This window comes from Rhodococcus sp. ACPA4 (genome assembly GCF_002300185.1).
In the GTDB taxonomy this organism is placed as follows: domain Bacteria; phylum Actinomycetota; class Actinomycetes; order Mycobacteriales; family Mycobacteriaceae; genus Rhodococcus_F; species Rhodococcus_F globerula.
In genome coordinates this window covers 2831065-2856486 of sequence record NZ_NSDY01000001.1, presented here as the reverse complement: position 1 = coordinate 2856486, position 25422 = coordinate 2831065, and the positions used below count along the sequence as shown (strand labels likewise).

The 25422-nt window shown below is 62.2% G+C and carries 25 protein-coding genes; 17 read left to right on the top strand and 8 right to left on the bottom strand.

Annotated elements, in window-relative coordinates; translation table 11 throughout:
- Positions 1 to 8: 8 nt before the first annotated feature.
- Both CJ178_RS13045 and CJ178_RS13040 read left to right on the top strand, forming a co-directional pair.
- Positions 9 to 1592 carry an MFS transporter gene (locus CJ178_RS13045; protein WP_095886848.1) on the top strand — a complete coding sequence of 528 codons (1584 nt, stop codon included), beginning with the start codon at positions 9 to 11 and terminating at the stop codon, positions 1590 to 1592.
- Positions 1593 to 1616: 24 nt separating this feature from the next.
- The gene (locus CJ178_RS13040; protein WP_095886847.1) at positions 1617 to 2276 is read left to right on the top strand and encodes an FMN-dependent NADH-azoreductase; all 660 of its coding nucleotides are present in this window, start codon (positions 1617 to 1619) and stop codon (positions 2274 to 2276) included.
- Here the strand turns inward: CJ178_RS13040 and CJ178_RS13035 are convergent, their stop codons facing one another.
- On the bottom strand, positions 2277 to 3287 hold the full coding sequence (locus CJ178_RS13035) for a TIGR03617 family F420-dependent LLM class oxidoreductase (RefSeq protein ID WP_095886846.1): 1011 nt from the start codon (positions 3285 to 3287) through the stop codon (positions 2277 to 2279).
- A complete protein-coding gene (locus CJ178_RS13030; protein WP_233366111.1) occupies positions 3284 to 3802 on the bottom strand; it encodes a hypothetical protein in 519 nt (172 codons plus the stop codon). Before CJ178_RS13030 ends, CJ178_RS13035 begins: the two co-directional genes overlap by 4 nt.
- A gap of 251 nt (positions 3803 to 4053) precedes the next feature.
- Between CJ178_RS13030 and dnaK the strand changes: the two genes are divergently transcribed.
- From dnaK to CJ178_RS12985, 9 genes are all read left to right on the top strand, one after another.
- The gene (gene dnaK, locus CJ178_RS13025; RefSeq protein ID WP_033235710.1) at positions 4054 to 5907 is read left to right on the top strand and encodes a molecular chaperone DnaK; all 1854 of its coding nucleotides are present in this window, start codon (positions 4054 to 4056) and stop codon (positions 5905 to 5907) included.
- Positions 5904 to 6509, top strand: a complete 606-nt coding sequence (grpE, locus tag CJ178_RS13020) for a nucleotide exchange factor GrpE (RefSeq protein ID WP_045064147.1) — start codon at positions 5904 to 5906, stop codon at positions 6507 to 6509. The genes dnaK and grpE overlap by 4 nt, the downstream gene beginning before the upstream one ends.
- 22 nt (positions 6510 to 6531) lie before the next feature.
- Positions 6532 to 7707, top strand: coding sequence for a molecular chaperone DnaJ (gene dnaJ / locus CJ178_RS13015; protein ID WP_033235708.1), 1176 nt, complete (start codon positions 6532 to 6534; stop codon positions 7705 to 7707).
- The gene (locus CJ178_RS13010; RefSeq protein WP_033235707.1) at positions 7707 to 8114 is read left to right on the top strand and encodes a heat shock protein transcriptional repressor HspR; all 408 of its coding nucleotides are present in this window, start codon (positions 7707 to 7709) and stop codon (positions 8112 to 8114) included. Before dnaJ ends, CJ178_RS13010 begins: the two co-directional genes overlap by 1 nt.
- A 343-nt stretch (positions 8115 to 8457) precedes the next feature.
- Positions 8458 to 9675 (top strand): ABC transporter substrate-binding protein, encoded by a 1218-nt coding sequence (locus CJ178_RS13005; protein ID WP_095886844.1) that lies wholly within the window; start codon positions 8458 to 8460, stop codon positions 9673 to 9675.
- Entirely contained in the window at positions 9672 to 10529 is an 858-nt protein-coding gene (locus CJ178_RS13000; RefSeq protein WP_095886843.1) for a branched-chain amino acid ABC transporter permease, read from the top strand. Before CJ178_RS13005 ends, CJ178_RS13000 begins: the two co-directional genes overlap by 4 nt.
- A 1-nt stretch (position 10530) precedes the next feature.
- Positions 10531 to 12381 (top strand): branched-chain amino acid ABC transporter ATP-binding protein/permease, encoded by a 1851-nt coding sequence (locus CJ178_RS12995; protein WP_095886842.1) that lies wholly within the window; start codon positions 10531 to 10533, stop codon positions 12379 to 12381.
- Positions 12381 to 13100: an ABC transporter ATP-binding protein gene (locus CJ178_RS12990; protein ID WP_095886841.1), complete on the top strand. Its 720-nt coding sequence runs from the start codon at positions 12381 to 12383 to the stop codon at positions 13098 to 13100. The genes CJ178_RS12995 and CJ178_RS12990 overlap by 1 nt, the downstream gene beginning before the upstream one ends.
- 134 nt (positions 13101 to 13234) lie before the next feature.
- Positions 13235 to 14407 (top strand): NADH:flavin oxidoreductase, encoded by a 1173-nt coding sequence (locus CJ178_RS12985; protein WP_033235702.1) that lies wholly within the window; start codon positions 13235 to 13237, stop codon positions 14405 to 14407.
- Positions 14408 to 14473: 66 nt separating this feature from the next.
- On the opposite strand, the gene CJ178_RS12980 is transcribed toward CJ178_RS12985, so the two are convergent.
- Positions 14474 to 15652, bottom strand: a complete 1179-nt coding sequence (locus CJ178_RS12980) for a serine hydrolase domain-containing protein (protein WP_095886840.1) — start codon at positions 15650 to 15652, stop codon at positions 14474 to 14476.
- Between the two features lie 191 nt (positions 15653 to 15843).
- Between CJ178_RS12980 and CJ178_RS12975 the strand changes: the two genes are divergently transcribed.
- The 4 genes from CJ178_RS12975 to CJ178_RS12960 are packed head-to-tail and all read left to right on the top strand — an operon-like array spanning position 15844 to position 19440.
- A complete protein-coding gene (locus CJ178_RS12975; protein WP_095886839.1) occupies positions 15844 to 17469 on the top strand; it encodes a flavin-containing monooxygenase in 1626 nt (541 codons plus the stop codon).
- Complete coding sequence (locus CJ178_RS12970) at positions 17466 to 18257, top strand: mycofactocin-coupled SDR family oxidoreductase (protein ID WP_095886838.1); 792 nt, start codon at positions 17466 to 17468, stop codon at positions 18255 to 18257. Before CJ178_RS12975 ends, CJ178_RS12970 begins: the two co-directional genes overlap by 4 nt.
- A 4-nt stretch (positions 18258 to 18261) precedes the next feature.
- Positions 18262 to 19086, top strand: a complete 825-nt coding sequence (locus CJ178_RS12965; protein ID WP_179300744.1) for a mycofactocin-coupled SDR family oxidoreductase — start codon at positions 18262 to 18264, stop codon at positions 19084 to 19086.
- A 51-nt stretch (positions 19087 to 19137) separates the two neighbouring features.
- On the top strand, positions 19138 to 19440 hold the full coding sequence (locus tag CJ178_RS12960) for a hypothetical protein (protein ID WP_045064128.1): 303 nt from the start codon (positions 19138 to 19140) through the stop codon (positions 19438 to 19440).
- A 1-nt stretch (position 19441) separates the two neighbouring features.
- Here CJ178_RS12960 and CJ178_RS12955 read toward each other — a convergent pair whose 3' ends face one another.
- The 5 genes from CJ178_RS12955 to CJ178_RS12935 all read right to left on the bottom strand — a co-directional run bounded on the left by CJ178_RS12955 (position 19442) and on the right by CJ178_RS12935 (position 23998).
- The gene (locus tag CJ178_RS12955; RefSeq protein ID WP_095886836.1) at positions 19442 to 20884 is read right to left on the bottom strand and encodes an FAD-dependent oxidoreductase; all 1443 of its coding nucleotides are present in this window, start codon (positions 20882 to 20884) and stop codon (positions 19442 to 19444) included.
- 67 nt (positions 20885 to 20951) lie between these two features.
- Positions 20952 to 21197, bottom strand: coding sequence for a hypothetical protein (locus tag CJ178_RS12950; protein ID WP_033235695.1), 246 nt, complete (start codon positions 21195 to 21197; stop codon positions 20952 to 20954).
- Entirely contained in the window at positions 21197 to 21583 is a 387-nt protein-coding gene (locus CJ178_RS12945; protein ID WP_033235694.1) for a nuclear transport factor 2 family protein, read from the bottom strand. The genes CJ178_RS12950 and CJ178_RS12945 overlap by 1 nt, the downstream gene beginning before the upstream one ends.
- Before the next feature lie 144 nt (positions 21584 to 21727).
- The gene (locus tag CJ178_RS12940) at positions 21728 to 22228 is read right to left on the bottom strand and encodes a flavin reductase family protein (protein ID WP_033235693.1); all 501 of its coding nucleotides are present in this window, start codon (positions 22226 to 22228) and stop codon (positions 21728 to 21730) included.
- 168 nt (positions 22229 to 22396) lie between these two features.
- On the bottom strand, positions 22397 to 23998 hold the full coding sequence (locus CJ178_RS12935; RefSeq protein WP_095886835.1) for an outer membrane protein assembly factor BamB family protein: 1602 nt from the start codon (positions 23996 to 23998) through the stop codon (positions 22397 to 22399).
- Positions 23999 to 24042: 44 nt separating this feature from the next.
- On the opposite strand from CJ178_RS12935, the gene CJ178_RS12930 reads away from it, so the two are divergent.
- Together CJ178_RS12930 and CJ178_RS12925 are read left to right on the top strand one after the other, a co-directional pair.
- Entirely contained in the window at positions 24043 to 24654 is a 612-nt protein-coding gene (locus tag CJ178_RS12930) for a TetR/AcrR family transcriptional regulator (RefSeq protein WP_095886834.1), read from the top strand.
- A gap of 73 nt (positions 24655 to 24727) precedes the next feature.
- Entirely contained in the window at positions 24728 to 25414 is a 687-nt protein-coding gene (locus tag CJ178_RS12925; RefSeq protein ID WP_033235691.1) for a PadR family transcriptional regulator, read from the top strand.
- The last annotated feature ends 8 nt before the right edge of the window (positions 25415 to 25422 follow it).

Genomic DNA, 25422 nt, shown 5'->3' with positions numbered 1-25422 from the left:
GCAGCCCTATGTCGAACGACATCACGTCGAAGTCTCCGGATCGTGCCACGTACGTACTCGGCACACTGATTCTGGTTGCGGCGGTGGCAAACCTCAATCTGTCGGTGGCCAATGTCGCCCTGCCTGACATCGGCAAGGCGTTCGACGCGAGTCAGACGCAACTCAATCTGATAGCCGTCGGGTATTCACTGGGATTGGCAGGCACAGTCCTGTATCTCGGTGCGGTCGGTGACCGGTACGGCCGCAAGATGCTCCTGGTGACGGGGATGGCGTTGTCGATTCCGGCGTCACTCGTCGCGGGGTTTGCAGGCGGCTTCGAAGTATTGTTCGCGGCCCGCATCGTCGGTGGTATCTCGGCGGGCTTGGCGTTCCCGACAACGCTGGCGATCATCACGGCACTGTGGGCGGGGCCGGCGAGGACAAAGGCGATTGCGATGTGGTCTGCGATCGGTGGCGCGATTTCGGCTCTCGGCCCCATCGTGTCCGGGGCGTTGCTCGAGAAGTTCGATTGGGGCTCGGTCTTTTTCGTGACCCTCCCGTTGGCTCTCCTGGCCTTGGTGTGCGCGGTGATTCTGGTTCCCGCTCATGTTAACGAGACCACCGATCCGGTTGATCATCTCGGCGGAATCGTGTCCGTCGTTTTCATCGGGGCGCTGGTGTTGTCCATCAACTTCGCACCGGTCAAGGGCTCCGGAACAATGGCGTTGGTCCTGGGCGCGATCGCACTGGTCGCAGGTATCGGGTTCTTCCTGCAACAACGACGCGCGGTCAATCCACTGTTCGACCTCCACGTAGCCGCTCGTCCCACCTTCTGGGTAGCGGCCGTTGGCGGCTTGGTGGTGTTCGGTTCGCTCATGGGCGCAATGTTCATCGGCCAGCAGTTCCTGCAGAACGTACTGAGTTACTCGACGCTGGCGGCGGGTGCGGCCATCATTCCGGCCGCTCTGGCGATGGTGATCGTTGCGCCGCGGTCGGCGACGATGATCGAAAGGTACGGCGCCCGCGTCACTCTGCTCTCCGGTTACCTGTTTGTGGTTCTCGGATTGTTTGTCGCGCTGTTCATGTGGAACGAAAGCACACAGTACTGGCAGGTCGCGCTCGCCTACGCGCTTGTCGGCATCGGCGTCGGCCTGGCCGGTACTCCCGCATCGCGTTCCCTCACCGGGTCCGTTCCCGTACACCGCGCAGGTATGGCGTCGGGTACCTCGGATCTGCAACGCGACCTGGGTGGCGCCATCATGCAGTCCATTCTCGGTGGAATACTCACGGCCGGGTACGCAAAATCGTTGGGGAATGCGATCTCGTCATCGCCGGAAGCATCCCAGGTAACCCCCGAAACTCAGGCCGCACTCACCAAATCGTTCTCCAGCGCCGAAGTTCTGGCAGAGCGCTACCCGCAATACGCGGATCAGATCATGACCGCCGCCAAAAGCGCCTTCCTGGACGGCGATACCAAGGCCTACATTGCGGCAATCATCATCGTGTGCGTCGGCGGTCTTGTCGTGACGTTCTTCTATCCGCACCGCGAGCGCGAGCGTGTACTGCTGGCGCAGTACGCGGCGGAATCCGATCTCGCAGAGGAGAAGAGTTGAGCGCGCTCTGGTACTGATGGAAGGATGCCACAGCTACTGCACATCGATTCGTCAGCCGACCTTCACACGTCGACGTCACGTGAACTCACCGCGTTGTTCGCTCAGACGTGGGCCGAGATCAGCCCTGAACATCAGGTAGTCGGGTTGGATCTGCACCGGGATCCCCTGCCACACCTCTCGGACGCGGCCCTGCACTACGCACAGCGGCTGCGAGTGGCTGGAGAGCAGCCGGATGCCGACGCAGAAGCACTGCAGGGTCGGGTCATCGAGCAACTCGCTGCTGCGGATGTTGTCGTGATCGGTGCACCGATGTACAACTGGTCGATCCCGTCCACGTTGAAGACGTGGATCGACTACGTGCATGTCCTGGGAACGACTGTGCCTTTTGATACGCCGCCTGTTGGAACTTCTGCTCAGCCCATGGCGGGTAAGCCGGTGGTGATCGTGTCCAGTCGCGGAAACACCTATGCGCCGGGTTCCGGGAACGAAGGCGATGACCATACCGTGCCGCCGCTCGTTCAGGTGTTGGGTGTTTCGATGGGTATGAACGTCAGCGTTGTCACCGCGGAACTGACTTTGGCGCAGCGTATTCCGCCCATGGCACCGCTGATCGAGCAGGGGAAGATCAGCCTGAGCGCTGCCCGTGATTCGTTGGTCGATCTTGCCCGCACGCTGGGGGCGTGATCAGGACGGGGCGAGCGCCGAGATCATCGACGCCACATCTGCCGGATCCGCGTCGTAACCCGGGAAATAGCAACATACTTCGGTGGCATGATTTCCGAATCGTCGCCGGATTTCGGTAGCGCATTCTTCCGGTGTGCCGACGACAGCAAGAGTTGTCAGCATGGGATCGGTTATCAGTGACGCCATTTCGGCGTACCCGCCTCGTTTGGACAGCGCGTTGAGCTGGGGCTGGACGTCGCCCCACCCTTCGATGTCGAGCACGGGCCGGTAGGCGGGGGTCGAGCCGTAGAACGAGAGCAGGCTGCGGACTCCGCGGGCCGCTGCATCCAGTTGCTCGCCGCCACGTCCGACGCCCACGATCACCTGCGGGATGATCGTGAATTCCTCTCGGGTGCGGCCGGATTCGTGGAGGCCGGCGTCGACGGCCGGCAGGGTTCGCTCGAGGAAATGGCGCTCGGAGTGGAACGGCATGACCAGCAGACCGTCGGCCACTGCCGCCGTGGTTCGCGTCATGATCGGCCCGAGTGCGCCCATCAGAATCTGCGGGCGACCGAATGGGTTGGGGCCGGGGTTGAAGGTGGGCGGCATCAGGGTGTGGGTGAAGAACTCGCCGCGGAAGTTCAAGGGAGTTCCGTGTTCCCACGCGTCGAAAATGGCGGTGATCGCGCTGACGGTTTCCCGCATGCGCGCCGCCGGCCGCGACCACGTTGCGCTGTAGCGCTTCTCGATGTGCGGTTTGATCTGCGAACCGAGGCCCAAGCGGAACCGTCCCCGGCTGAGAAGTTGGAGATCGTTCGCGGAATGCGCCAGGTGCATCGGGCTGCGGGGGAGCGCGATGGCGACATTGGTCATGAGGTCCAACTCCACCGACGACGCGGCTTCCACGAGCGGGAAGAAGACATCGTGTGGGCCTTCGAACGTGAAGAGTCCACCGGCACCGGTCTGGGCGAGTTCGCGACTGCGGGCGGCCCCGTTGCCGGGTGCGGAGTCGAGCTGAATGTGAACTTTCATCGGCGCAGGCCGGTGATCGCCGCTACCGCTACAAGTGCGCAGTACAGGAGTGGTCCCCAACCGAGTACGGCGCTCACGTCGTCGGCGCCCGAGACCAATGACCGGAATCCCAGGCCGGCGGCAATCCCGAGTACGCCCACCGCCGCGCCCACGATCCGAGCGGAAGCCTTCCGGGCAGACAACAGTTGCACTGTCAGAAGCGTGAACAGAAGTAGAAGGACAGCAGCGGCGCCACTGCCGATCAGGACGACGGTGACCGCGTCGGAGATGTCGGTTGCCGAGTAATCGGGATTGTCCCGCGCGATCGACGCCTCTAGTGCGCTACGGATCTCGGTCAGGTTCACGATCATGATCGCGGCGATTGCCAGGAGTACAACGACGGACCCCGCCCAGGCTGCCATCGAGACTTTTGGTGTTCGATGAGGCGATTGCTGGTGCAGCGGACGGATCGTGACTGCGGGCCTTGCGGGACTGGGGCGCGTATCGGCGCTGGGAGAATTGTCGGGATCCGTCACGGGCCGATCGTAACCAGTCCGGGTGATCCGGAGCACATTTCGGAAATTTCTCGGAGGCCGGGAACAAATTTACCGGTGTTGTAGTTGACCATTTCGACAAGCTTGAGCGCCCCCGGCTCAACTTCGAGTTGACTCTCAGCCTCGGTTGAGGGCAAACTTGAGCGGAGGACGCTCACCAAGCGAAAAACGCGCGGTCATGGCCGAGATCAAGCACTCGGACAGAGCACCGCAGAACGAAAGGTAGGAACACTATGGCTCGTGCAGTCGGTATCGACCTCGGTACGACCAACTCGGTAGTAGCAGTGCTGGAGGGCGGCGAGCCCGTAGTGGTCGCCAACTCCGAAGGCTCGCGTACCACGCCGTCCGTCGTCGCATTCGCAAAGAACGGCGAGGTCCTCGTCGGCCAGCCTGCGAAGAACCAGGCGGTCACCAACGTCGATCGCACCCTCCGCTCCGTCAAGCGCCACATCGGCACCGACTGGAATGTCGAGATTGACGGCAAGAAGTACACGCCGCAGGAAATCAGCGCTCGCACGCTCATGAAGCTCAAGCGTGACGCAGAGGCTTACCTCGGCGAAGAAATCACGGATGCCGTGATTACCGTCCCCGCATACTTCGAGGACGCACAGCGTCAGGCCACCAAGGAAGCCGGCCAGATCGCCGGCCTCAACGTTCTCCGTATCGTCAACGAGCCCACCGCGGCTGCACTGGCATACGGCCTGGACAAGGGTGACACCGAGCAGACCATTCTGGTCTTCGACCTCGGTGGCGGCACCTTCGACGTCTCCCTGCTGGAAATCGGCGACGGCGTCGTCGAGGTTCGCGCAACCTCCGGTGACAACCACCTCGGTGGCGACGACTGGGACGAGCGCATCGTCTCCTGGCTCGTCGACAAGTTCAAGGCTCAGAACGGCATCGATCTGACCAAGGACAAGATGGCCCTGCAGCGTCTGCGTGAGGCTGCGGAGAAGGCGAAGATCGAGCTCTCCAGCTCGCAGAGCACCTCCATCAACCTCCCGTACATCACGGTCGACGCGGACAAGAACCCCTTGTTCCTCGACGAGCAGCTCACGCGTAGCGAGTTCCAGAAGATCACCTCTGATCTCCTCGACCGCACCCGCGCGCCGTTCCAGGCCGTGATCAAGGACAGTGGCATCTCCGTCAAGGACATCGACCACGTTGTTCTCGTCGGTGGCTCCACCCGTATGCCGGCTGTCTCCGACCTGGTTCGCGAGATGACCGGTGGCCGTGAGCCTAACAAGGGCGTCAACCCGGACGAGGTTGTGGCCGTCGGTGCTGCTCTGCAGGCCGGTGTCCTCAAGGGTGAGGTCAAGGACGTTCTGCTCCTCGACGTCACACCGCTCTCGCTCGGTATCGAGACCAAGGGTGGCGTGATGACCAAGCTCATCGAGCGCAACACCACCATCCCGACCAAGCGCAGTGAAACCTTCACCACGGCTGACGACAACCAGCCTTCGGTGCAGATCCAGGTGTTCCAGGGTGAGCGCGAGATCGCTTCGCACAACAAGCTTCTCGGCTCCTTCGAGCTCACGGATCTGCCGCCCGCACCGCGTGGCGTCCCGCAGATCGAGGTCACCTTCGACATCGATGCCAACGGCATCGTGCACGTGACCGCGAAGGACAAGGGCACCGGCAAGGAAAACACGATCAAGATCCAGGACGGCTCCGGTCTGTCCAAGGAAGAGATCGAGCGCATGGTCAAGGACGCCGAGGCTCACGCCGAGGAAGACAAGGCTCGCCGCGAAGAGGCAGAGGTCCGCAACCAGGCCGAGTCGCTGGTCCATCAGACGGAGAAGTTCGTCAAGGAACAGCGTGACGGCGAGAACGCGGGCAAGGTCTCCGAGGAGATCCTGACCAAGGTCGAGGCAGCGATCAAGGACGTCAACGACGCCCTCGCAGGCACCGACATCTCGGCAGTGAAGACCGCCGTGGAGAAGCTGGGCACCGAGTCGCAGGCTCTTGGCCAGGCAATCTACGAGGCCTCCGCAGCCAGCGAAGCCGGAAACACCGACGGCGCAGGCAATGACGACGACGTCGTCGACGCCGAGGTTGTCGACGAGCCTTCCGACTCGGACAAGAAGTGACCTCGGACAACTCCGAGAACAACCCGGTCGACCCCGAGACCGGTGCACAGGGAGAGGCGGCCGGCGAAGGCCGGCCGCCGCTCGACTCGGAAGACACAGGGGTAGTGCAGGAAGCCGAGGCCATCGTGGAAGAAGCGACGTTGGCTGATCAATTGGCAGAACGCACTGCAGACCTGCAGAGCTTGCAGGCACAGTTCATGAACTACAAGCGCCGCGTCGACCGCGACAAGCAGGTCGACATCGCCAACGCGAAGGCCTCCGTAGTGGGAGTGCTCGTCCCGATCCTCGACGATCTGGATCGTGCACGCGCACACGGAGACCTCGAAGAGGGTCCGCTGCGAGCCCTCGCGGACAAGCTCAACACCACCCTCACGGGTCTCGGTTTGAGCGAGTTCGGCGCCGTGGGAGACGCTTTCGATCCCGAGCTGCACGAAGCTGTGCAGCACGAAGGTGAAGGAGCCGACCCGGTCCTGAGTGTGGTCATGCGTAAGGGCTACAAGTTCGGTGACCGCGTCCTGCGACACGCGATGGTAGGCGTTGCCGATCGAGTGGGCGAGCAGCCGACCGACGGCAGCGCAGGCGCAGAAGAAGAATCAAAGTAACAGCGAGAGGAGGAGACGCCCAGTGAGTCAACGGGAGTGGATCGAGAAGGACTTCTACAAGGAGCTGGGCGTCTCGTCCTCAGCTTCGGCCGACGAGATCAAGAAGGCGTATCGCAAGCTGGCTCGGGATCTGCATCCCGATGCCAACCCTGACGATCCCAAGGCCGAAGAGCGCTTCAAGGCTGTCAGTGAAGCGAACACGATCCTGTCGGATCCGGAGAAGCGCAAGGAATACGACGAAGCCCGAAGGCTCTTTGCCAGTGGCGGATTCGGCCCCCGGGCGCAAGGCGGCGGTGGCGGATTCAACCCCGGCGCCGGCGGCTTCGACATCAACGACCTGTTCGGCGGCGGTGCCGGCGGTCAGGATTCGGGTCTCGGCGACATCTTCGGTGGATTGTTCAACCGCGGCGGCGCCGGTCAGCGAACCTCGTCCGCTAATCGTCCGCGTCGGGGCAAGGATCTCGAAACCGAAACCACGCTCGGGTTCCGCGAAGCGGCGCTCGGTGTCACGGTTCCGCTGAGGATCACCAGCCCGGCGTCGTGCACCACCTGCCACGGCAGCGGCGCAAAGCCGGGCACCAGCCCGCGAGTGTGCCCGCACTGCAACGGAACCGGTGTCATCAACCGCAACCAGGGTGCTTTCGGATTCAGCGAGCCGTGTGACGATTGCCGGGGAACCGGTTCCATCATCGACTCGCCCTGCGAGGACTGCCACGGCAGCGGCGTCACCAACCGCACCCGCACCATCACGGTGCGCGTGCCGTCCGGCGTCAGTGACGGTCAGAAGATTAGGCTCAAGGGCAAGGGCGAAGCGGGACTCCGCGGCGCTCCCGCCGGCGACCTGTTCGTCAACATCCGGGTGCGTCCCGACTCCGTGTTCGGACGCAACGGCGACGACCTCACGGTCACCGTGCCGGTGAGCTACGGCGAACTGGTTCTCGGCACCACACTGTCGGTACCGACGCTGGAAGGCCGTGTCGGCGTCAAGGTTCCACCAGGAACTGTGGACGGGCGTGTTCTGCGGGTTCGCGGACGCGGCATTCCGAAGCGGCCTGAAGGAGCCGGCGATCTGCTGGTCACTGTCAAAGTGTCCGTCCCGCAGAAGCTGGACGACGCGGCGATCGAAGCGCTCGAGACCTATCTCGAAGCAGAGAAGGCGAGCGGATTTGATCCACGGGCCGGGTGGGCCGGTGTGTGATGACCGAGCAGCCGAAGAATCAGAGAGACGTATCGCTTGACCCCGATGCTCAGATCTTCGTAATTTCCGTGGCCGCCGAATTGGCGGGCATGCATGCGCAGACCTTGCGCAACTACGACCGTCTCGGTTTGGTGACCCCGCACCGCACCACCGGTGGCGGGCGCCGTTACTCCCCGAGAGATGTTGCGCTTCTTCGTGAGGTGCAACGCCTTTCGCAGGATGAAGGCGTCAATCTTGCCGGAATCAAGCGGATCATCGAGCTGACAAATCAGGTCGAGGCTCTGCAGCATCGAGTTCGGGAAATGGCTGAAGAGATCGCCAAGGTCCATGCCGGCTACCGCCGGGAACTGGTGCCGATACCGCGCAACAATGCGTTGGTGGTGTGGAAACCGCGTAATCAGCGGTAGCGCGTAGCAGCACGAACTTACGGCCCGGTGGCCTTTCGAATCACAGGATTCGCAAAGGTCACCGGGCCGTTTTGCTGCGTTCTTTTGATGATTTTCATGTACTTCCACCCAGCGGGAATTACCCTGTCGAGACGGCCTGAATGTGCATAGCGTTCGCCTGGATGGCCCGTTTGACGTTAGCCAGATCACATCCTATGCTTCGAACCCAAGCAACCGCTTGCTGGATTATCAAGCGGGTGCTTGGTCGACTGATGCCTAAAACGGGGTGTGTCCATCGGTCGGGCTAATTCCACGTCAGGTATTCGCCTGACGTTCGATACAAATGGGTTCTAGGAGTGCGGACATGAAACGTCGGCCTATTCTTGTGGCGGCAGTTGCTGCGACGGCGGCTCTGACTCTCGCGGGTTGCAGTGGCTCCACCGATTCGGAAGGCGGAGCGGACTCGCCCTACCGGGTTCTGCTGACCGGTGGTATCAGTGCTCAGGGCGTTCTGGCGGCGAACTCACAGACGTCGCTGCTCGCGACCAAGGCCGGCGTTCAGGTCCAGAACGCGGCCGGCGGTATCGATGGTCGTCAGATCGAATTGACGACGGTGGACGATGCAGGCGACGCGACCATCGCGGTGACCAAGCTGCGTGAGGCGATCAACTCGGGCAACAAGCCGGACCTCTACCTGAACTCCGGCCCGTCGTCCATCGCGGCTGCGGTGCTGCCGATCCTCAAGCAGAACAACATCCTGTCGATGAGCATGGCGCCCTCGCCCGATTCCACGGACCCCGCGAAGTTCCCGCTCAACTTCGACCTCGCCCCTGGTGCGACGGATACCGCTCGCGGAATCTCCGAGTACGCAAAGACCAAGGGTTACACCAGTGTCGGAGTTCTGCACGGCAGCACCGCGTACGGTGAGCTCTTCGGCGAGGAGATGACAACCGAACTCGGCAATGTCGGGCTGAAGGCGGCCGGCAACGAAGAGTACGACGCCGCTGCCCTGGACATGACGGCGCAGTTGCAGTCGCTCAAGAACTCCGGGGCCACGGCCATTGCGTTGGACGCGTACGGCGCCCCGCTCGGATACGTACTCCAGAGCCTCGAGCGTCTGGGCTGGGATGTACCACTGATCGGCAACACGTCGGTCTCCGCGACCAACCTCATCGCCAATGATCCGCCTGCCGGCGTCCTGGGTACTCCGCAGGTGAAGAACCTTGTGACGCAGGTGTTCACCAGCACGGTGTTCGATCCGAACAACGAGCTTGTCAACACGATGGTGGACACGATGGCATCGTTGGGTTCCATCCCGTCCACGCTGATCCTCGCGGACAACTACGACGCGTTCCCCCTGGTTGCGGCCGCAGCGGAGAAGGCCGGCAGCTCGACCGACCCGAAGAAGCTTGCCGAAGCACTGGAAACCTCTGAGGTCCAGGAGAATGCCAAGACGGCGTTCCTCTCTCGCTACAATTTCAGTGCCGACAACCACGGTCCGAACCCGAATACCAGTGAGCTGCAGTTCATCAGCCCCACGAAAATCCTCAACGGCCAGTTCGGAAACCCGGCCGCCTCATGACAATTCTGTGGTCCGGGTTGGCGCTCGGCGCGGTCTACGTGCTCGTCGCCATCGGATACAACATCGTTTTCGTTTCCTCCAACACCTTCAACTTCGCTCAGGCTCAGCTGATGATGGTGGGCACGTTTGTCGCCTACACCGGGTTGGTCACTCTGAAACTCCCCGTTCTGGTGGTGGCGGTGATGGCCACCGTGACGGTGATGCTGCTGGCAGCAGTGGAGGAGATCATCGCGATCAGACCGGTCGCCGATCATCAAAATCAATTGGTGACAACACTCGGCGTTGCCACCCTGCTCAACGGTGCAACGCAGTTGATCTGGGGCAGTGAGCCTCTCACGGTTCCGTTCTTCGGCTCCAATGATCCCATCACCTTGCTCGGCGGCCGTACCTACCCGGTGGAAATCGCCCTGCTGGTCGCGGCGATCGCACTGGTCATCGGCTTGAGCTACGTCTCGAAGAAGACGATGACGGGTCTGGCGCTGATCGGAATCTCCGAAGACCGTGAAGCGGCGATGCTGCGCGGAGTCAACGTACGACGGCTGGCACTGGGAGCGTTTGCGTTCTCGGGCGCCTTGGCAGGTGTCCTCGGACTCCTGGTCGGTCCCAAGACGTTTGCGGTCGCGACCTTGGGTGCCGCGCTGGCCCTGAAGGGGTTCGTGGCGTTGGCGATCGGCGGATTCGGTTCTCTGCCAGGCGCTTTGATCGGCGGGCTGACCGTCGGTCTGGTGGAATCGTTCACCGCGCTGTGGGCGGGCAGCCAGTACAGCAATATCGCCGTCTTCACGGTGCTGATCATCATCTTGATGGTCAAACCGGCCGGATTGTTCGGCAATGTCCGAGAACGGGTGGTATGAAATGGTAAGCGCGTGGCGGACTTTCCGTTCCCTTCCGAGTTGGATCCTCCCGCTGGTCCTGGCCGTGGTGATCTTGCTGCTGCCCGTGATGGGGCTCGACCTGTCGACGTCGCGGCAGATTCAGTTGGCGTGCATCCTGGCGCTGGTGGTCAGCGGCTTGAATCTGAGCCTCGGCTTTGCCGGTGAACTGGCACTCGGGCAGGCCGCGATGTACGCGGCCGGCGCCTACACGGCGGGTCTGATGTCGCAAGCCGGTCACACCGACATCCTGGTGCAGCTCGCCGCGTCCGGTGCGGTGGCATTGGGCGTCGGTATCTTGACCGGTGTTCCCGGTCTGCGCCTGGGCAATTGGTCACTCGCCATGACGTCGTTCTTCCTGGTACTGCTCGTGCCCGACGTACTGGCGATCTTCGGCGGCAAGACCGGTGGCCGAAACGGCCTCACCGGAATGGAGCCGCCGACGCTCTTCGGTTCCGAACTCGACACCCAGCAGTACTACATGGTGGTCGTTGTCGTGACCGTTCTCTGGTTCGCGGTGATGCGCAACCTCGTGGTCTCACGCCACGGCATCGCGTTCCGCACGCTCAAGCAGTCGCCGGTGTTGGCGTCCTCGCAGGGTGTGTCGGTGTTCCGGATGAAACTGCTCGGCTATGCGATCGGCGCGTTCCCGGCCGGTCTGGCGGGTGCGTTGTTCGCCAACACCGACCTGTTCATCTCGCCGGAAGCGTTCGGGTTCACCTTTGCCACAGCAGTTCTGGCGGCATCGATCCTGGGCGGCGCGGCAAGTGTGTACGGCGCGGTGGTCGGTGCTGCGATCATGCAGCTCGGCCCCAACCAGTCGACGGCGTTCCAGGAGTACTCGCTGATCTTCTACGGCGGTTTCCTGATCATCGGTGGTGTGTTGCTCTCGGGCGGTTTGACGAAGGTCGGCCGCTCGCTGGTCTCGAAACTCGATCGCAGGGCGGGTCTGGGCGCCGTAGTTCCGAAGGAGGATGGCAGCGCCGCAGTCGAACTGGCGCCGATCAACGGTGCTCGGTTGGTGGTCGACGGGGTATCGAAGGCGTTCGGTGGCAACCAGGCACTCAACGCCGCAACCCTGAGCGCGGAGGCCGGTAAGGTCACCGCGTTGATCGGACCCAACGGTTCGGGTAAGACGACCATGCTCAACATGATCTGCGGGTTCTACACCGCAGATGCCGGCGTGATCACGATCGGTGACACGGTGGTCTCCCAATCCTCACCGCACACGGTGGCGCGTGTCGGTGTCGCTCGAACGTTCCAGACTCCGACGATTCCCGAGAACATCACGGTCCTGGAAGCTGTTGCCTCCGGACGCTATTCGGTGCACCGGGCGTCGATGGCGTCGGCTGTGCTGCGGTTGCCCAGCTTCCGCAAGGTCGCGAAAGCCGACATCGTCGAAGCCGAGCGGGTACTCGAGTTGGTCGGGATGTCGCACCTGCGCAACGAAATTGCGACGTCGCTGCCCCTGGGTATGCGTCGTATGCTCGAAGTTGCCCGCGCCGTCATCGCCGAACCGCGAGTCGTTCTCTTCGACGAGGTGGCATCGGGACTCGACGAGGACGAACTCGAACGTCTGGCAGATCTGATCCGGGTACTGCGCGATGCCGGGGCCACAGTGGTGTTGGTAGAGCACAACTTCCGGCTCGTACTCTCACTCGCGGACGAGATCGTGGTGTTGGCGCAGGGGCAGGTGATCGCCACCGGTGACGCGGCGGCCATCGAACACCACCCACGCGTACTCAGTGAGTACCTCGGAGTGAAATCCGGCGACGAACAAGCGCTTCTCGAAGAAATCGGTGCCGTCGACCATCAGAGCAGTGAGGTGAAGTGATGGAACCGATTCTCAAGGTCCGCAACCTGCAGACCGGGTACGGCGATCTGCGGGTCGTCTGGGATGTCTCGTTCGACGTCTATCCCGGCCAGGTCACGGCTCTGCTCGGCCGCAACGGCGCCGGCAAGACCAGCACGTTGCGTGCTCTGTCGGGGCTGAACAAGGTGGCGTGTGGAACCGTCGAGATGGACGGCGCCGACATCACCGGAGTTCCCGCGCACAAGCGGGTGCGCCAAGGAATGGCGTACGTGCAGGAAGGTAAGCGGGTCTTCCACAAACAGACCGTGGAGCAGAACCTTCTTCTCGGCGGGTACACCCGCAAAGTGAAACGCGGCGAGCTCATGGAATCGGTGGAATCCATGTACGAGATGTTCCCGATCCTGGGGGAGAAGCGTGCGCTTCCCGCCGGTTCCATGTCGGGCGGCCAGCAGCAGATGCTCGCGATCGGCGCAGCGCTGATGGCGCAGCCGAGGTTGCTCCTGCTCGACGAACCTTCGGGCGGTCTCGCTCCCGTGATCGTCGGTGAGGTGATGGACCGCGTCCAGCAACTCAAGGAAACCGGGTTGGCGGTCCTGCTGGTGGAGCAGGCCGTCGAAGCGGCGATGAGCGTCGCCGATCACGTGACAGTCCTCGACATCGGCAAGGTGGTTCTCGACGCCGACGCCAAGGACATCGACGACCTGGCAGTGCTCAAGGACGCGTACTTCGGACGCGTCTGAACAGCAGCGAAAAGGACTTCAGCCCGGCCACCACGGCCGGGCTGAAGTTGTCTCCCGCTCCGTGGCACGGCCCGTAGCCAGCCGTCGAGCATGCGCCTACCGTCGTCGAACAACTCCTGTGAGAGGCAAACTCGATGACTGCTCCTGATGTGCTCGCTCCGGCAAAGCTCGGTCCGGTGACCCTGCGAAACCGCATCATCAAGTCCGCAACGTTTGAAGGCAAAACTCCCGATGCACTGGTCACTGACGACCTGATCGAATTTCATCGGCGCCCGGCAGCAGGCGGCGTTGGAATGTCTACCGTCGCGTACTGCGCAGTTGCGCCCGAGGGACGCACCGAATACGGCCAACTATGGATGCGGCCCGATGCCCTGCCCGGACTGCGACGGCTCACCGACGCGATTCACAGCGAAGGTGCGGCCGCGTCCGCTCAGCTCGGACACGCCGGCCCGGTCGCGAATCAGAAGTCGACCGGACTGCCCGCACTTGCACCGTCGAGCTCATTTAATCCGTTGAGCATGAGAATGATTCGCACCGCAACCACCGCGGACATCACCCGCATTGCTGCCGCACACGGCAGCGCCGCACAACTTGCTGTCGAGGCAGGATTCGACGCAGTCGAAATCCACTTCGGCCACAACTACTTCGCGAGCTCGTTCCTGAGCCCGAAACTGAACCGTCGCAAGGATTCCTACGGTGGATCGCTCGAGAACAGGGCCCGGGTTGTTCTCGAGACCGCACGCAGCGTTCGTGACGCTGTCGGCGACAAGATTGCGATCTTGGCCAAGCTCAACATGGATGACGGTGTGCCAGGCGGATTCTGGGTGGACGAAGCGATTCAGGTGGCGCAGTGGCTGGAGGCGTCCGGCAGTGTCGACGCGTTGGAATTGACGATGGGCAGTTCGCTGCTCAATCCGATGTACCTGTTCAAGGGCGACGCGCCGATCCGTGAGTTCGCTGCCGCGATGCCGCAACCGGTTCGACTGGGTGTGCATCTCGTGGGTAAGAGCATGTTGCATGCGTATCCCTACAAGCCGCTGTTCATGCTGGAAGAGGCTCGGCAGATCCGTGCTGCGGTGAAGTTGCCGTTGGTGCTGCTCGGCGGTGTCACGGACAAGGCGGGGATGGATACCGCGATGGCGGAAGGATTCGAGTTCGTCGCGATGGCCCGCGCCTTGCTCCGTGAACCCGACCTGGTGAATCGGATTGCGGCAGAATCCGATACCCGATCGCTGTGCATCCACTGCAACAAGTGCATGCCGACTATCTTCAGCGGTGCGCGCTGCGTGCTGGTCGAGCGCGCCTGAACGCTCCAGAACGGCCGCGACCCGACATCTTCGTGATGTCGGGCCGCAGCCGTCCGAAGGGTGAATTTACTCGGCTTCCTTGATCCAGTCCGTGGCATACATCGTCATGGGACCGAAGAACTCGTGAACGACGTCGTTGACCGCTTCGAGTCCGCTTTCGCTGTTTGTCATGATCACAACACTGCGACCCGTCTCGGGGTAAGCGATGAAGAAGGCTTTGAACGGGCCGTTGTCGCCCCAGTGCCAAATCGCCTTTCCGAGTTCATTTTCCTGCAGACCGATGCCGAGGCCCCACTTGATGTGGTCGATCGAGTCTTTGTTACTGCCGCCGTGGTCGGCACTGCCGGCGGCGGTGAACATCATGTCCCGAGTGGCAGGTTCGAGTCCCTCGCCCGCGAGCAGTGCGCCGCGCAGGAACTTCGAGTAGTCGCCGGCCGTCGTCTTCAGGGTGTACGCGACGTTTGCCCGGGGAAAATTGCGCAGGGCCTTTGCCGTGCCGTCGGCGGTATGACCGACCGCGGTGACGGCCTCGAAGGCCGGGTTGGTCACTAAGTCGCTGCTTGTCATTCCGAAACGCTGGAAGACGCGCTGCGAGGCAAGTTCCGCAAACGGTGTGCCGGTGAGCGACTCGACGGTCTTCTGCAGGTAATAGAAGCCTTCACCCGAGTATGACCACTGGGTCCCGGGTTCGAAAGTAGTACTGACCGGCGTGGTCTCGAACTCTGCACTCGATGGGCCGGTCGCCCAGTTGGGCAGGCCTGTGGTGTGCGTCAGCGCCATTCTGGCGGTGATCTTGTGGGCTGCAGGATCGGCCGCGATGCGTGGGTATTCAAAATACTCGGACAGTGGCCGATCGAGATCGATGACACCCTCGTCCACCAGTTGGAGGACAACGTACGACGCCACCACTTTGGTCAGCGAGGCGGCCTCGAAGACGGTATCCGACGTGACGGCGTTGCCGGTCTCGACGCTCGAGACACCGTAGTTGAACTCCTGTCGTCCCTTGCCGTCCGTGTACACGACCTGTGCTCCGGGAATGCCATGCGCGGCAAATGCTGCGTTGATTCGCTGCGCTAGCGCGGGATCCGTGCTTCCGCTCAGGGAACCGGTATCGAGAAAGGCAGATCCGGTGGTAGGGAAATTGATCGGCTGAGCCCCGGCGCCGACTGCGGTCGAGATAACGATTGCTATGGAAAATGTTGCGGAAAGTGCAGGTATTAAAACCTTGCGTTGAGCGGACTTCACAAAGACCTTCTTCGAATACAGGGCTGATGGGACTCCCGAATGTTAGGAGGCCCGTTTGCCCGTTTTCCCAGGTGTAACTGCGGGGTCATTAACTCTCAACGCGATTGAAACGAGTCAGGCGTGGTCATGACTGCCCATCCACCGGGAGAAGCCGTTCCGGAACCGATGGAGCAACTCGTACCGTTTTCAGCATGACCGATCCTGATATCTCCACCGCACCACTCGACGTCGTAGTCATCGGCGCCGGCGTCGCAGGCCTGTACGCCATGTACCGACTCCGCAAGCAGGGACTGCGTGTCCACGGCTTCGAAGCCGGCTCCGGAGTTGGTGGAACGTGGTACTTCAACCGCTACCCGGGGGCTCGCTGCGACGTCGAGAGCTTTGATTACTCATTCTCATTCTCCGAAGAGCTGCAACAGGATTGGGACTGGAGTGAGAAGTACGCTGCGCAGCCCGAGATTCTCGAGTACCTGGACCACGTGGCGGATCGGTTCGACCTGCGGAGCGGGTTCACCTTCGACACGCGGGTGAAGAGCGCGCAGTTCGACGAGGAATCGGCGCTCTGGCGAGTGCAGACCACCACCGGGCATGACGTCACCTCACGTTTCGTCGTGTGCGCCACTGGCAGTCTCTCGACGGCGAACATGCCGAACATCGACGGGCGAGATTCCTTCGCGGGGGATGTTTTTCACACCGGGTTCTGGCCGCACGAAGGCGTCGACTTCACTGGAAAGCGAGTGGGTGTCATCGGCACCGGATCGTCGGGAATCCAGTCGGTGCCTCTGATCGCCGAGCAAGCCGATCATCTGTATGTGTTCCAGCGATCGGCGAATTACAGTGTCCCGGCTGGAAACACACCTCTTGACGACGCACGCCGCGCCGAGATCAAGGCAAGCTATGCCGAGCGTCGTGCGCTCAGCAAGCGCAGCGGCGGCGGCTCACCGTTCATCTCGGACTCGCGAAGCGCGCTGGAGGTTCCTGAAGACGAGCGGACCGCAGCGTACGAGGAACGTTGGCGCCTCGGGGGAGTGCTGTTCGGCAAGACATTTGCCGATCAGACCAGCAACCTCGAAGCCAATGACACGGCACGCGAGTTTGCCGAGTCCAAGATCCGTTCCGTTGTGGAAGACCAGTCGATCGCGGATCTCCTGATCCCGAACGACCATCCGATCGGAACCAAGCGCATTGTGACGGACACGAACTACTACCAGACGTACAACCGGGACAACGTCACCTTGGTCGACCTGAAGAAGGCCCCGATCGAAGCGATCGACGCGACCGGGATCAAGACCACCGAATCTCACTACGACCTGGATGCTCTGGTATTTGCCACCGGATTCGACGCGATGACCGGTGCACTCGACCGAATCGACATCCGTGGACGCGGCGGGGAAACGTTGCGTGAGAACTGGCATGCCGGGCCGAGAACGTATCTGGGACTCGGGGTTAACGGATTTCCGAACCTCTTTGTCGTGACCGGACCGGGCAGCCCGAGCGTTCTGTCGAACATGATCCTCGCGGCAGAACAGCACGTCGACTGGATTGCGGACGCAATTGCCCATCTCGACGCGAATAATCTGACCACCATCGAACCCAGCGTCGAAGCAGTCGACGGATGGCTCGAGGAGTGCTCACGACGAGCGTCGGCCACACTGTTTCCTTCGGCCAACTCCTGGTACATGGGTGCAAACATTCCCGGCAAGACACGGATCTTCATGCCCTTCATCGGCGGGTTCGGCGTCTACAGCGACATCTGCGCGGACGTCGCAGCGCAGGGATATCGAGGCTTCGAACTGAACAGCGCGGTCCACGCATGAGGCGGCTCGAGGGCGCGCGGGTACTGGTGACCGGGGCGGCCGGCGGCATGGGGCGTGCGCACTGCATTCGGCTCGCCGAGGAGGGTGCGTCGGTGATCGCGTTGGATATGGCGGCGTCCGGACTCGATGAAACCGCTTCGGCCGTGCGTGATCTCGGCGGCGCGGCGGTCACGGGCATTGCCGACATCCGCAACTACGAGGAACTCGCAGCAGTGGTGGCGGACTGCGTCGCCGAAATCGGCGGACTGGACGTCGTTGTTGCCAACGCAGGCGTCTACGACACGCCTGGACCTACGTGGACCATCGACCCGTCCGTGTGGAACCGTTCGCTCGACGTCAATCTGACCGGAACCTGGCACACCGTGAAAGCGTGTGTTCAGCACTTCGGCAACGGCGGATCTGTTGTTCTTGTCAGTTCGACGGCAGGAATCAAAGGCATTGCCGGAGCGGGTCATTACAGTTCCGCCAAGCACGCCGTCGTCGGACTGGCTCGAACCCTGGCCAACGAATTGGGAGCGCAGAGTATTCGCGTCAACTCAGTGCATCCGGGTTCGGTGCGAACACCGATGATCATCAACGAACGGGTATTTGCGAACCTGTGTCCGGGCATCGAGAATCCCACGGAATCCGACGCCGCGGCCGTCCTGAGTGCTCGAAACTTGTTGCCAGTGCCGTGGGTCGATCCGGTGGACGTGAGCAACGCCGTGCTGTTTCTTGCGTCCGAGGAGTCCCGCTACATGACCGGTTGTCAGTTGGTGGTCGACGCCGGCCTGACCCAGAAGGTGTGAACTGATGAGACTCGAGGGAAAGATCGCGCTGGTCACCGGTGCGGCACGGGGAATCGGACGGGCTCAGGCCGTGCGTTTTGCCGAAGAGGGCGCAGACATCGTCGCGGTCGACGTGTGTGCCTCGGTGGACACGACGCTCACGCCGCCGTCGACCGAAGCCGATCTTGCGGATACCGTCGCGCAGGTAAGGGCTCTGGGGCGGCGCATCGAATCAGCGGTGGTGGACGTTCGGGATCTCGAGGCGCTGCGAAGTGCTGTCGATTCAGCGGTGGGAACACTCGGTGGACTCGACATCGTCTGCGCAACAGCGGGTATCACGTCTTCGGACAGTGCCTTGTCGATGTCGGAAGACATGTGGCAGACGATGCTGGACGTGAACCTGACCGGCGTGTGGCACACCACTGTCGTCGCAGCGCCGCATCTGATCGCGCGGGGTGGGGGATCGATGACGCTCACCAGTTCCATCGCCGGGCTCAGAGGGCTCGTCGGTGTTGCGCACTACACGGCAGCCAAGCACGGCGTCGTGGGCTTGATGCGGTCACTGGCAAAGGAATTGGCGCCGCACAACGTGCGGGTCAATACCGTGCACCCCACCAACGTGGATACACCGATGATTCAGAACCCCGCGGTGAGCAGTAAGTTTCGCCCCGATCTGGAAAATCCGACGCGCGAAGAGTTCGCCGAAGCGGCGATGACGATGAACATGCTCGCGATACCGTGGATCGAGCCGGTAGACGTGGCAAACGCGGCACTGTTCCTCTCCTCCGACGAGGCCCGCTACATCACGTCCGTCGCATTGCCCGTGGACGCGGGTAGCTCGTCCCGTTGAGATCCGTCACGGTGTGTAGCGTCGGTTCCACCTAACCGAAAGGCGCACACCGTGACGGAACGACGCTATCTCGAAGTGACAGTCGGCCCGAACATCATCCTGGTGCTCGACCACCGCACCGTCGAGGTGTTCGACCGGACCGCGGCGAGCACCAGTGAGGTATGCCGCTGGCACGTCGAACACATTGGGGTGAAAGCAAAGCCGACGAAGTCAGGCCTGAAACTGACGATCGGCAATCGGCTTGCCGACGACTCCATTGCCGTCGCCGGAGCGCGTGCTTCTCTGACGGTTCCACCGGACGACGAGGCGGCCGTGATCGCGTTCTTCGACGCGGTCAAAGCCGCCCGCTCCTAGCTCAGGCGTCGGCGCTGACCCGGGTGGCCGCATGGGCACCGGCAACACGACCGAACGCGAGGGCGTCGGCGATGTGGAATCCGCCGTCTTTGGCTGCGCTGTACGTGGAACTGACGGTGCCTGCCGCGTAGAGTCCGGAAATCGGATTACCGGCGGTGTCGAGTACACGCGAGTGGCCGTCGCGGCGAGGGCCACCGTTGCTCCACCCCAGGAGCGGCGGCCCGGATACGGCGTAGAACGGTGCAGTGACAACGGGAGCCAACGTCGCGGGGTCCCGACCGAATGACTCGTCGACACCGGCAGTGCATGCCTCGTTGTAGCGTCGCACACTCGTTTCCACGACGGCGGGGTCCAGGCCCAGCTTGTCGGCGAGTTCGGCGAGTGTGTCCGCCTTGACGATCCACCCCTTGTCGATCTCGGTTTGGTTGTCTGCGCTCCACTCGTAGCCCTCGTCGAGAACTAGACGCCCGACAGCCAGTACGTCGCGGCCGGGGCTCAGTGGCCCGGCCAACCTCATGGTTTCGTCGAACACGATGTTCATCGACCGGACCGGAAAGTGTTGGTAGGAACCTTCTTTGAACACATGGCCGTGGCGCATTTCGGCCGACTCGCAGGTGAATCGGCGTCCCTCCTGGCTGAGGAACACGTAGTTGTGTGCGTTCCACAATGCGAGGTAGTGCCCGGACGGATCGTCTGTGTCGCCGGAGATTCCGGTAATGGTCATCATGTTGTTCATGTGCCACAGGTCGGCACCAACTGCCTGGGCCATGCGATGGCCGTCGCCGGTTGCCGACGGTGATCCCCAGATTTTCGGGTTCTCGAGGCGGAGGTAGTCGCGGACCATGGCCGGGTTGGCCTCGAAGCCGCCGGTCGCCAGGATGACACCCCGACGAGCGTACATCTGCGAAGTTGTTCCACCCGAGACGGTTTCGACTCCGATCACTGCTCCGGACTCGTCCGTCAGCAGTGCGGTCGCCTCGGTGTCGAATAGTGTTGTGATGCCGCGTTCCGCGAGGGCCGAGACGAGGAAGCGGTAGAGCAGTTCGTTGCCCATGGCCCCACCGATGGTGTCCATCCCTGCGTAGCAAGAACTTCCGTCGAGCTCGGCGTACTCCGCCGTGGAATGGAACTCACCGGACATCGACACCGGTGCATCCAGCTCGCGCAGCCAGTCCGAAAGCCCGTGTGTGTTCTCGGCCCACGCGTCGATCACGTCGTCGGCGACGGTGAACGAGCCGTTCAAGGCGCGCAGGAACGTTCGGGCCGCAGCGGGATCCTGGTTGACGAACCATCCACCGCCGGACAATCGGGTGTTACCGCCGGCGTTGTCAGGTCCGCACTTCTCCAGGATCACCACTGATGCGCCGTCAGCGTGTGCTTGCAAAGCTGCAGCCGATCCTGCAGCTCCCGAACCGATGACAATTACGTCGACATTGTTATCCATGTCACAAAGCTATGGCGCCGCAATTGCGTCGTACATGTAGCTTCCCAGTGAGCGAGAGAAGTCCTGTTCAGTACAGGGAACCGGGAACGGGATAGCTGCGCTCGCTCATTTCGACGGCTCCGGCGTCGGCAAGGTCGTTGATGGTCTGACGCAACGACGAGCACGAACGCTGTGCATACGGATTATCCGACGGGCGCGCAAGTTCCGGGCAGACCTGCTCGGAATCCTCGAGCCACTGCACGCTGGTGTGCGCGTTGCTGTACTTCTCGATGAGTACTCGGTTGCCGCAATTGCGGCAGCTGACCTGCCGCATCAGCGTACGGCCATGTCCGACATCGCCCAGAACGCGCGCGTGCTGGTGATCTTGGCGTTCTCGTCGAAGGTCATCACGTCGATGGGGGAGACCTCGTAGATCTTGTCACCCATCGGTGTCACGACGCGGAAATGGAACGCCGCGCTGGAACCGCTGACACGCAGGGTCAGGAGTTCGATCTCCTGCGTGCGACCTTCGAGGGCACCGAAGAATGCGGCAATCGCCTCGCGGCCGACAACGGGTTCGCTGCCCACGGGATCCTCGAGAGTTCCGTTCTCCGCGTACAGGGCTGCGATGTCTGCGCTCGATCCGCGGGAAACCGCGTCGAGGTACGCGGTGACGGTCGCGGTGATCGCAGCGGTGATATCTGGTTCGACAGTAGTCATCGTCGTAATCCGATCAGTTGTGTCCCGGTGAGGTCGGCGGTGGGCGCCGACCTCACCGGACGTTATCGCTTCTGATCGTCCCTATCGTCGATGTCTCCCACGCAGCGGGACGCCCAGTTCAAACGTCGGCGGCTTGTCGGAGGCTTAGGCGTCGAAGCGACCGAAACCGCCACGGTAGAAGAGCAGCGGGCCGTCGTGGCGCAGCACGGTCAGATCCGTGATGCGTGCAACGACGATGGTGTGATCGCCTGCATCGTGCTCGTTTTCGATGGTGGCTTCGATACGGGCCAGGGCGCCGTCGAGGGCAGGCGCGCCGTTGGAGCCTGCTTCCCAGTCGACACCACTGAACTTGTCAGTGCCGCCGCGAGCGAAAGCCGAGCACATGTCCTTCTGATCGTGTGCAAGAACGTTGATGCAGATGGACCCGGCTTCACGTAGTTTCGGCCAACTCGTCGACGTTTTTGCCGGGCAGAACGACAGCAACGGAGGATCGAGAGAAACCGAGACCAAGGACTGGCACGTGAATCCGAGTGGGGATTCACCGTCGTGGGCGGTGATCACCGTGACGCCGGTGCAGAAGTTGCTCATCACGTCGCGCAGTGTGCGCCCGTCCAGCGCCGGCGGTGCGGCATTTTCTACGGACATGTGTCTCTCCTCGATCAAAGCTCTGCAAACAGGGTGTGAGTCCCTACGATGTGGGGCAACGGCGAGGTAATCCAGCGCCAGTCCCACTCAATGGCAGCAAGAACACTTCTGCCCAGGATCCCGCTCCACCCGGTCGACTCAGCACTCCCGGTCAGTAGAAGCGCTGCCCTACGGGTTCGGGATGAACCCGTCGAGTCCGCCGGACGGTGCAATCAGTTCGAGTCCGTCCGGCAGCGTCGGGTTGATCATCGGCGCGAGTGGCGCAACAGCCGTCGACGTCATGACGCCCAAGGTCGAGAAGATTCGTCCGTCCGGAGTGACCGCCAAAATCCCTTCTGTGGTGTCGGTGGCGAAGCCGATGTTGCGCATGCCCTTTCCGGTGGCCGGATCGATGTCGACGATGGCGGACTTCACCGGCACCGAGACGGGGTAGCCCTGGATCGGGACGTCGTAGCCGTAGAAGACTTCGATCAGAATTGAGCCGTTCACAACCGTCGGGTTGCCGTTGCCGCGCACGATGGGCGCGCCGTACACGTCGCTGACCGGGAGCGTTGCGTTTGTCAGCTCGCTGAGATCGGCGTCCCAGAGCTTTGCGCCTGCGGCACTGTATGCGGAGAGGACGCCGGGATTGGTGAGTGCGTAGATAGATCCTTGCGCGTCCACGGCTACCGCGGCGGCAGCAGCGCCGGACGGAGCGTTCCAGAGTTCCTTGCCGGATGCAGCATCGAATGCATAGAGGAGTCCCTCGTCGTCACACGTGTAGACGGTTTTGCCGTCGGGCGAGATAACGGGGCTCGAACCGCTACCTGGGCCCATCTGCGCCGCAAAGGCAATGGAAATCGAGCCGGGGGCACCGTTCTTCGGTGGGGTGATGTCGAGGCCGTAGAGCGCGCCCTTGTCTTGTTCCTTGTCGGTTGCCGCGACGTAGACGCGTCCGGTCACCGAGTCCACTGCGGGAGTGTTTGCGCTCTGGACTATTCCGCCCATGATGATCTGGAAGATGGGATCCTTGATGGCAGGGTCCATCATTCCGCCGGCCCACATGTTCGGTGACATCGGAGTTTTTGTGTGCCGCTTGGCTATTGAGCCGGGAAGCTGGAACACGGGTGCGCGCAACTCTCCGGTGGCCCGGTCGACCACCATCACCTGACCGAACACGGTGGTGCCGAAAACTGCACCGTCCTTGGTGAAAGCGGCTGTGACAAAGGGATTGATCGCCCGCGATCCGTCGGCAAATGGGTTGGGGCTGGGCGCTGCCGGTAGGTCGATGACCCAACGCAGGGCGCCGCCACTGGTGTACGACCACAGTTGATCTGCGTCGCTGACAAAGATGTTGCCGTCCGCGTCGATGATGGGGGAGGAGATGATCGCGGCCGAGTCGACGCCGGTCTTGCCGCTCCACGCCGGCGTTTCCCAGACGATGGTGCCGAACTTGTCGAGCACGTGGAGGTTGGCGCTGCCCTCGGCCTTGCCTGTGGTGATGGCCAGGTTTCCGTTGGGCAGCATGGTGGGAGCGGTGAGAATCGAGGCACCCTGCAGAGCTGTCCACCGGGTGTAACTCTGCGCGGGTTGAACTCCCAGTTGCTGACGACGATTGCCCGAATCGCCGTGCAGGGTAACCCAACCTGTGTCTGCGTAGACAGATGTGTCGGGTTCGAGGCTTCCGTCGATACTTCCGGTGCTGCTTCCGAACCCTGTCGCGAGCACCGTCGTAGCGGCAACGAGTAGGGATCCGAACCTGGCCGGGGTCATCGATTTCAAGGGGCTCATTAATACTCCTTATTAGTAGTAATCGGAAAGGTACACTAAGCGCCATGAGTACGGGAGAGCTCTCGACCAAACAAAAACTTCTCGAAGTCGCGGAAGAACTCTTTGCCACGAAGGGGATTGAGGCGACCCTGGTCGGTGACATTGTTTCGGGTGCGGGCCAACGCAATCCGTCGGCGTTGCGGTATCACTTCGGCTCCCGCGAAGGCATACTCCAGGCGATTCGCGAGAAGTACCTGGTGCAGTTGGAAGCTCGGAGAACCGCGATGCTCGCGCACTGGCAAGGTGACGTCACCCCGCGCAAGTGCGTCGAACTGATCGTGGCGCCGCTGGGGGAGATGCTCACCAGCGAAGCGGGCCGCAGATACCTGCGCATTCTCGGCCAGACCATCTATCAGCTCGAACCCGAGCAGATAGATCAGGTACCGCCGAACTATCCCAGCCTCGTCAGATCCATCGAGTTGCTGCGCGAATCCATCGGTCACCTGCCCGGCCCGCTGGTCGACGAGCGGGTGCGCGGAGCAATTCTGCTTGCCACCGCAATGCTTGCCGTCCGGGCACGTGATCTGACCGGACGTCGCCGATTGCCGCTCTCGGCGGCGGACTTTCAAGTGAACGTCATCGACATGACGACAGCAGCCTTGACCGCCAATTCGTGAAACTCTCCCGCTAAGCGGGCACCTCGGTTTGTGATGCACCTCACCTGGTCGTTCGATTGTTAGACTCCTGTCCGTGTCCGCAACCGAAGACGTGTCCAGAGGACTTCCCGCAACGAGTTGGGCGGTCCTCGGAACGCTCACGTTTGGTGAGGAGCTGACAGGCAACGATCTCAAGAAATGGGCCGACTGGAGTGTCGGGTTCTTCTACTGGAGTCCGTCCATCAGTCAGGTGTATGCCGAGCTCAAGAAACTCGAGAAGATCGGGTTCGTGGAATCGCGGGTCGTATCCGAACCCGGGGTGCGGGGTCGACGCCTGTACGCGATTACCGAATCCGGAACCGAGGCAGTGCGCACCTGGTCACGCGAAGCTCCTGTGGAGGTTCCCGTACTCAAACACGGTGTCATGCTTCGCCTTTGGATGGGGCATCTGAATGACCCGCCACGGCTCAAGGCGCTTGTCGGTGCGCATATCGCCAATGTCGAGGAGCAACTACGACGCGCGGAACTTCACGCAGACCACGCAGAAAACGAGCCCGCGTGGGCGTACTCCGTCATGACATTGCGTTGGTCGGTACGCTACTTCCGGGCTGAAATCGACCTTGCGCGTGAACTACTCGACGATATCGACCGGGCGTCGGCAGAATTTGCCAAGGTCGCCGAATATGATCCCCTCGGGTCACCGATCCCGGTGTCGCCTGGCCGATGGAAGGACATCGAAGATCATGTCCTCTCACTCACCCAGGATCAGCGCGATATCTGAGTAACCAG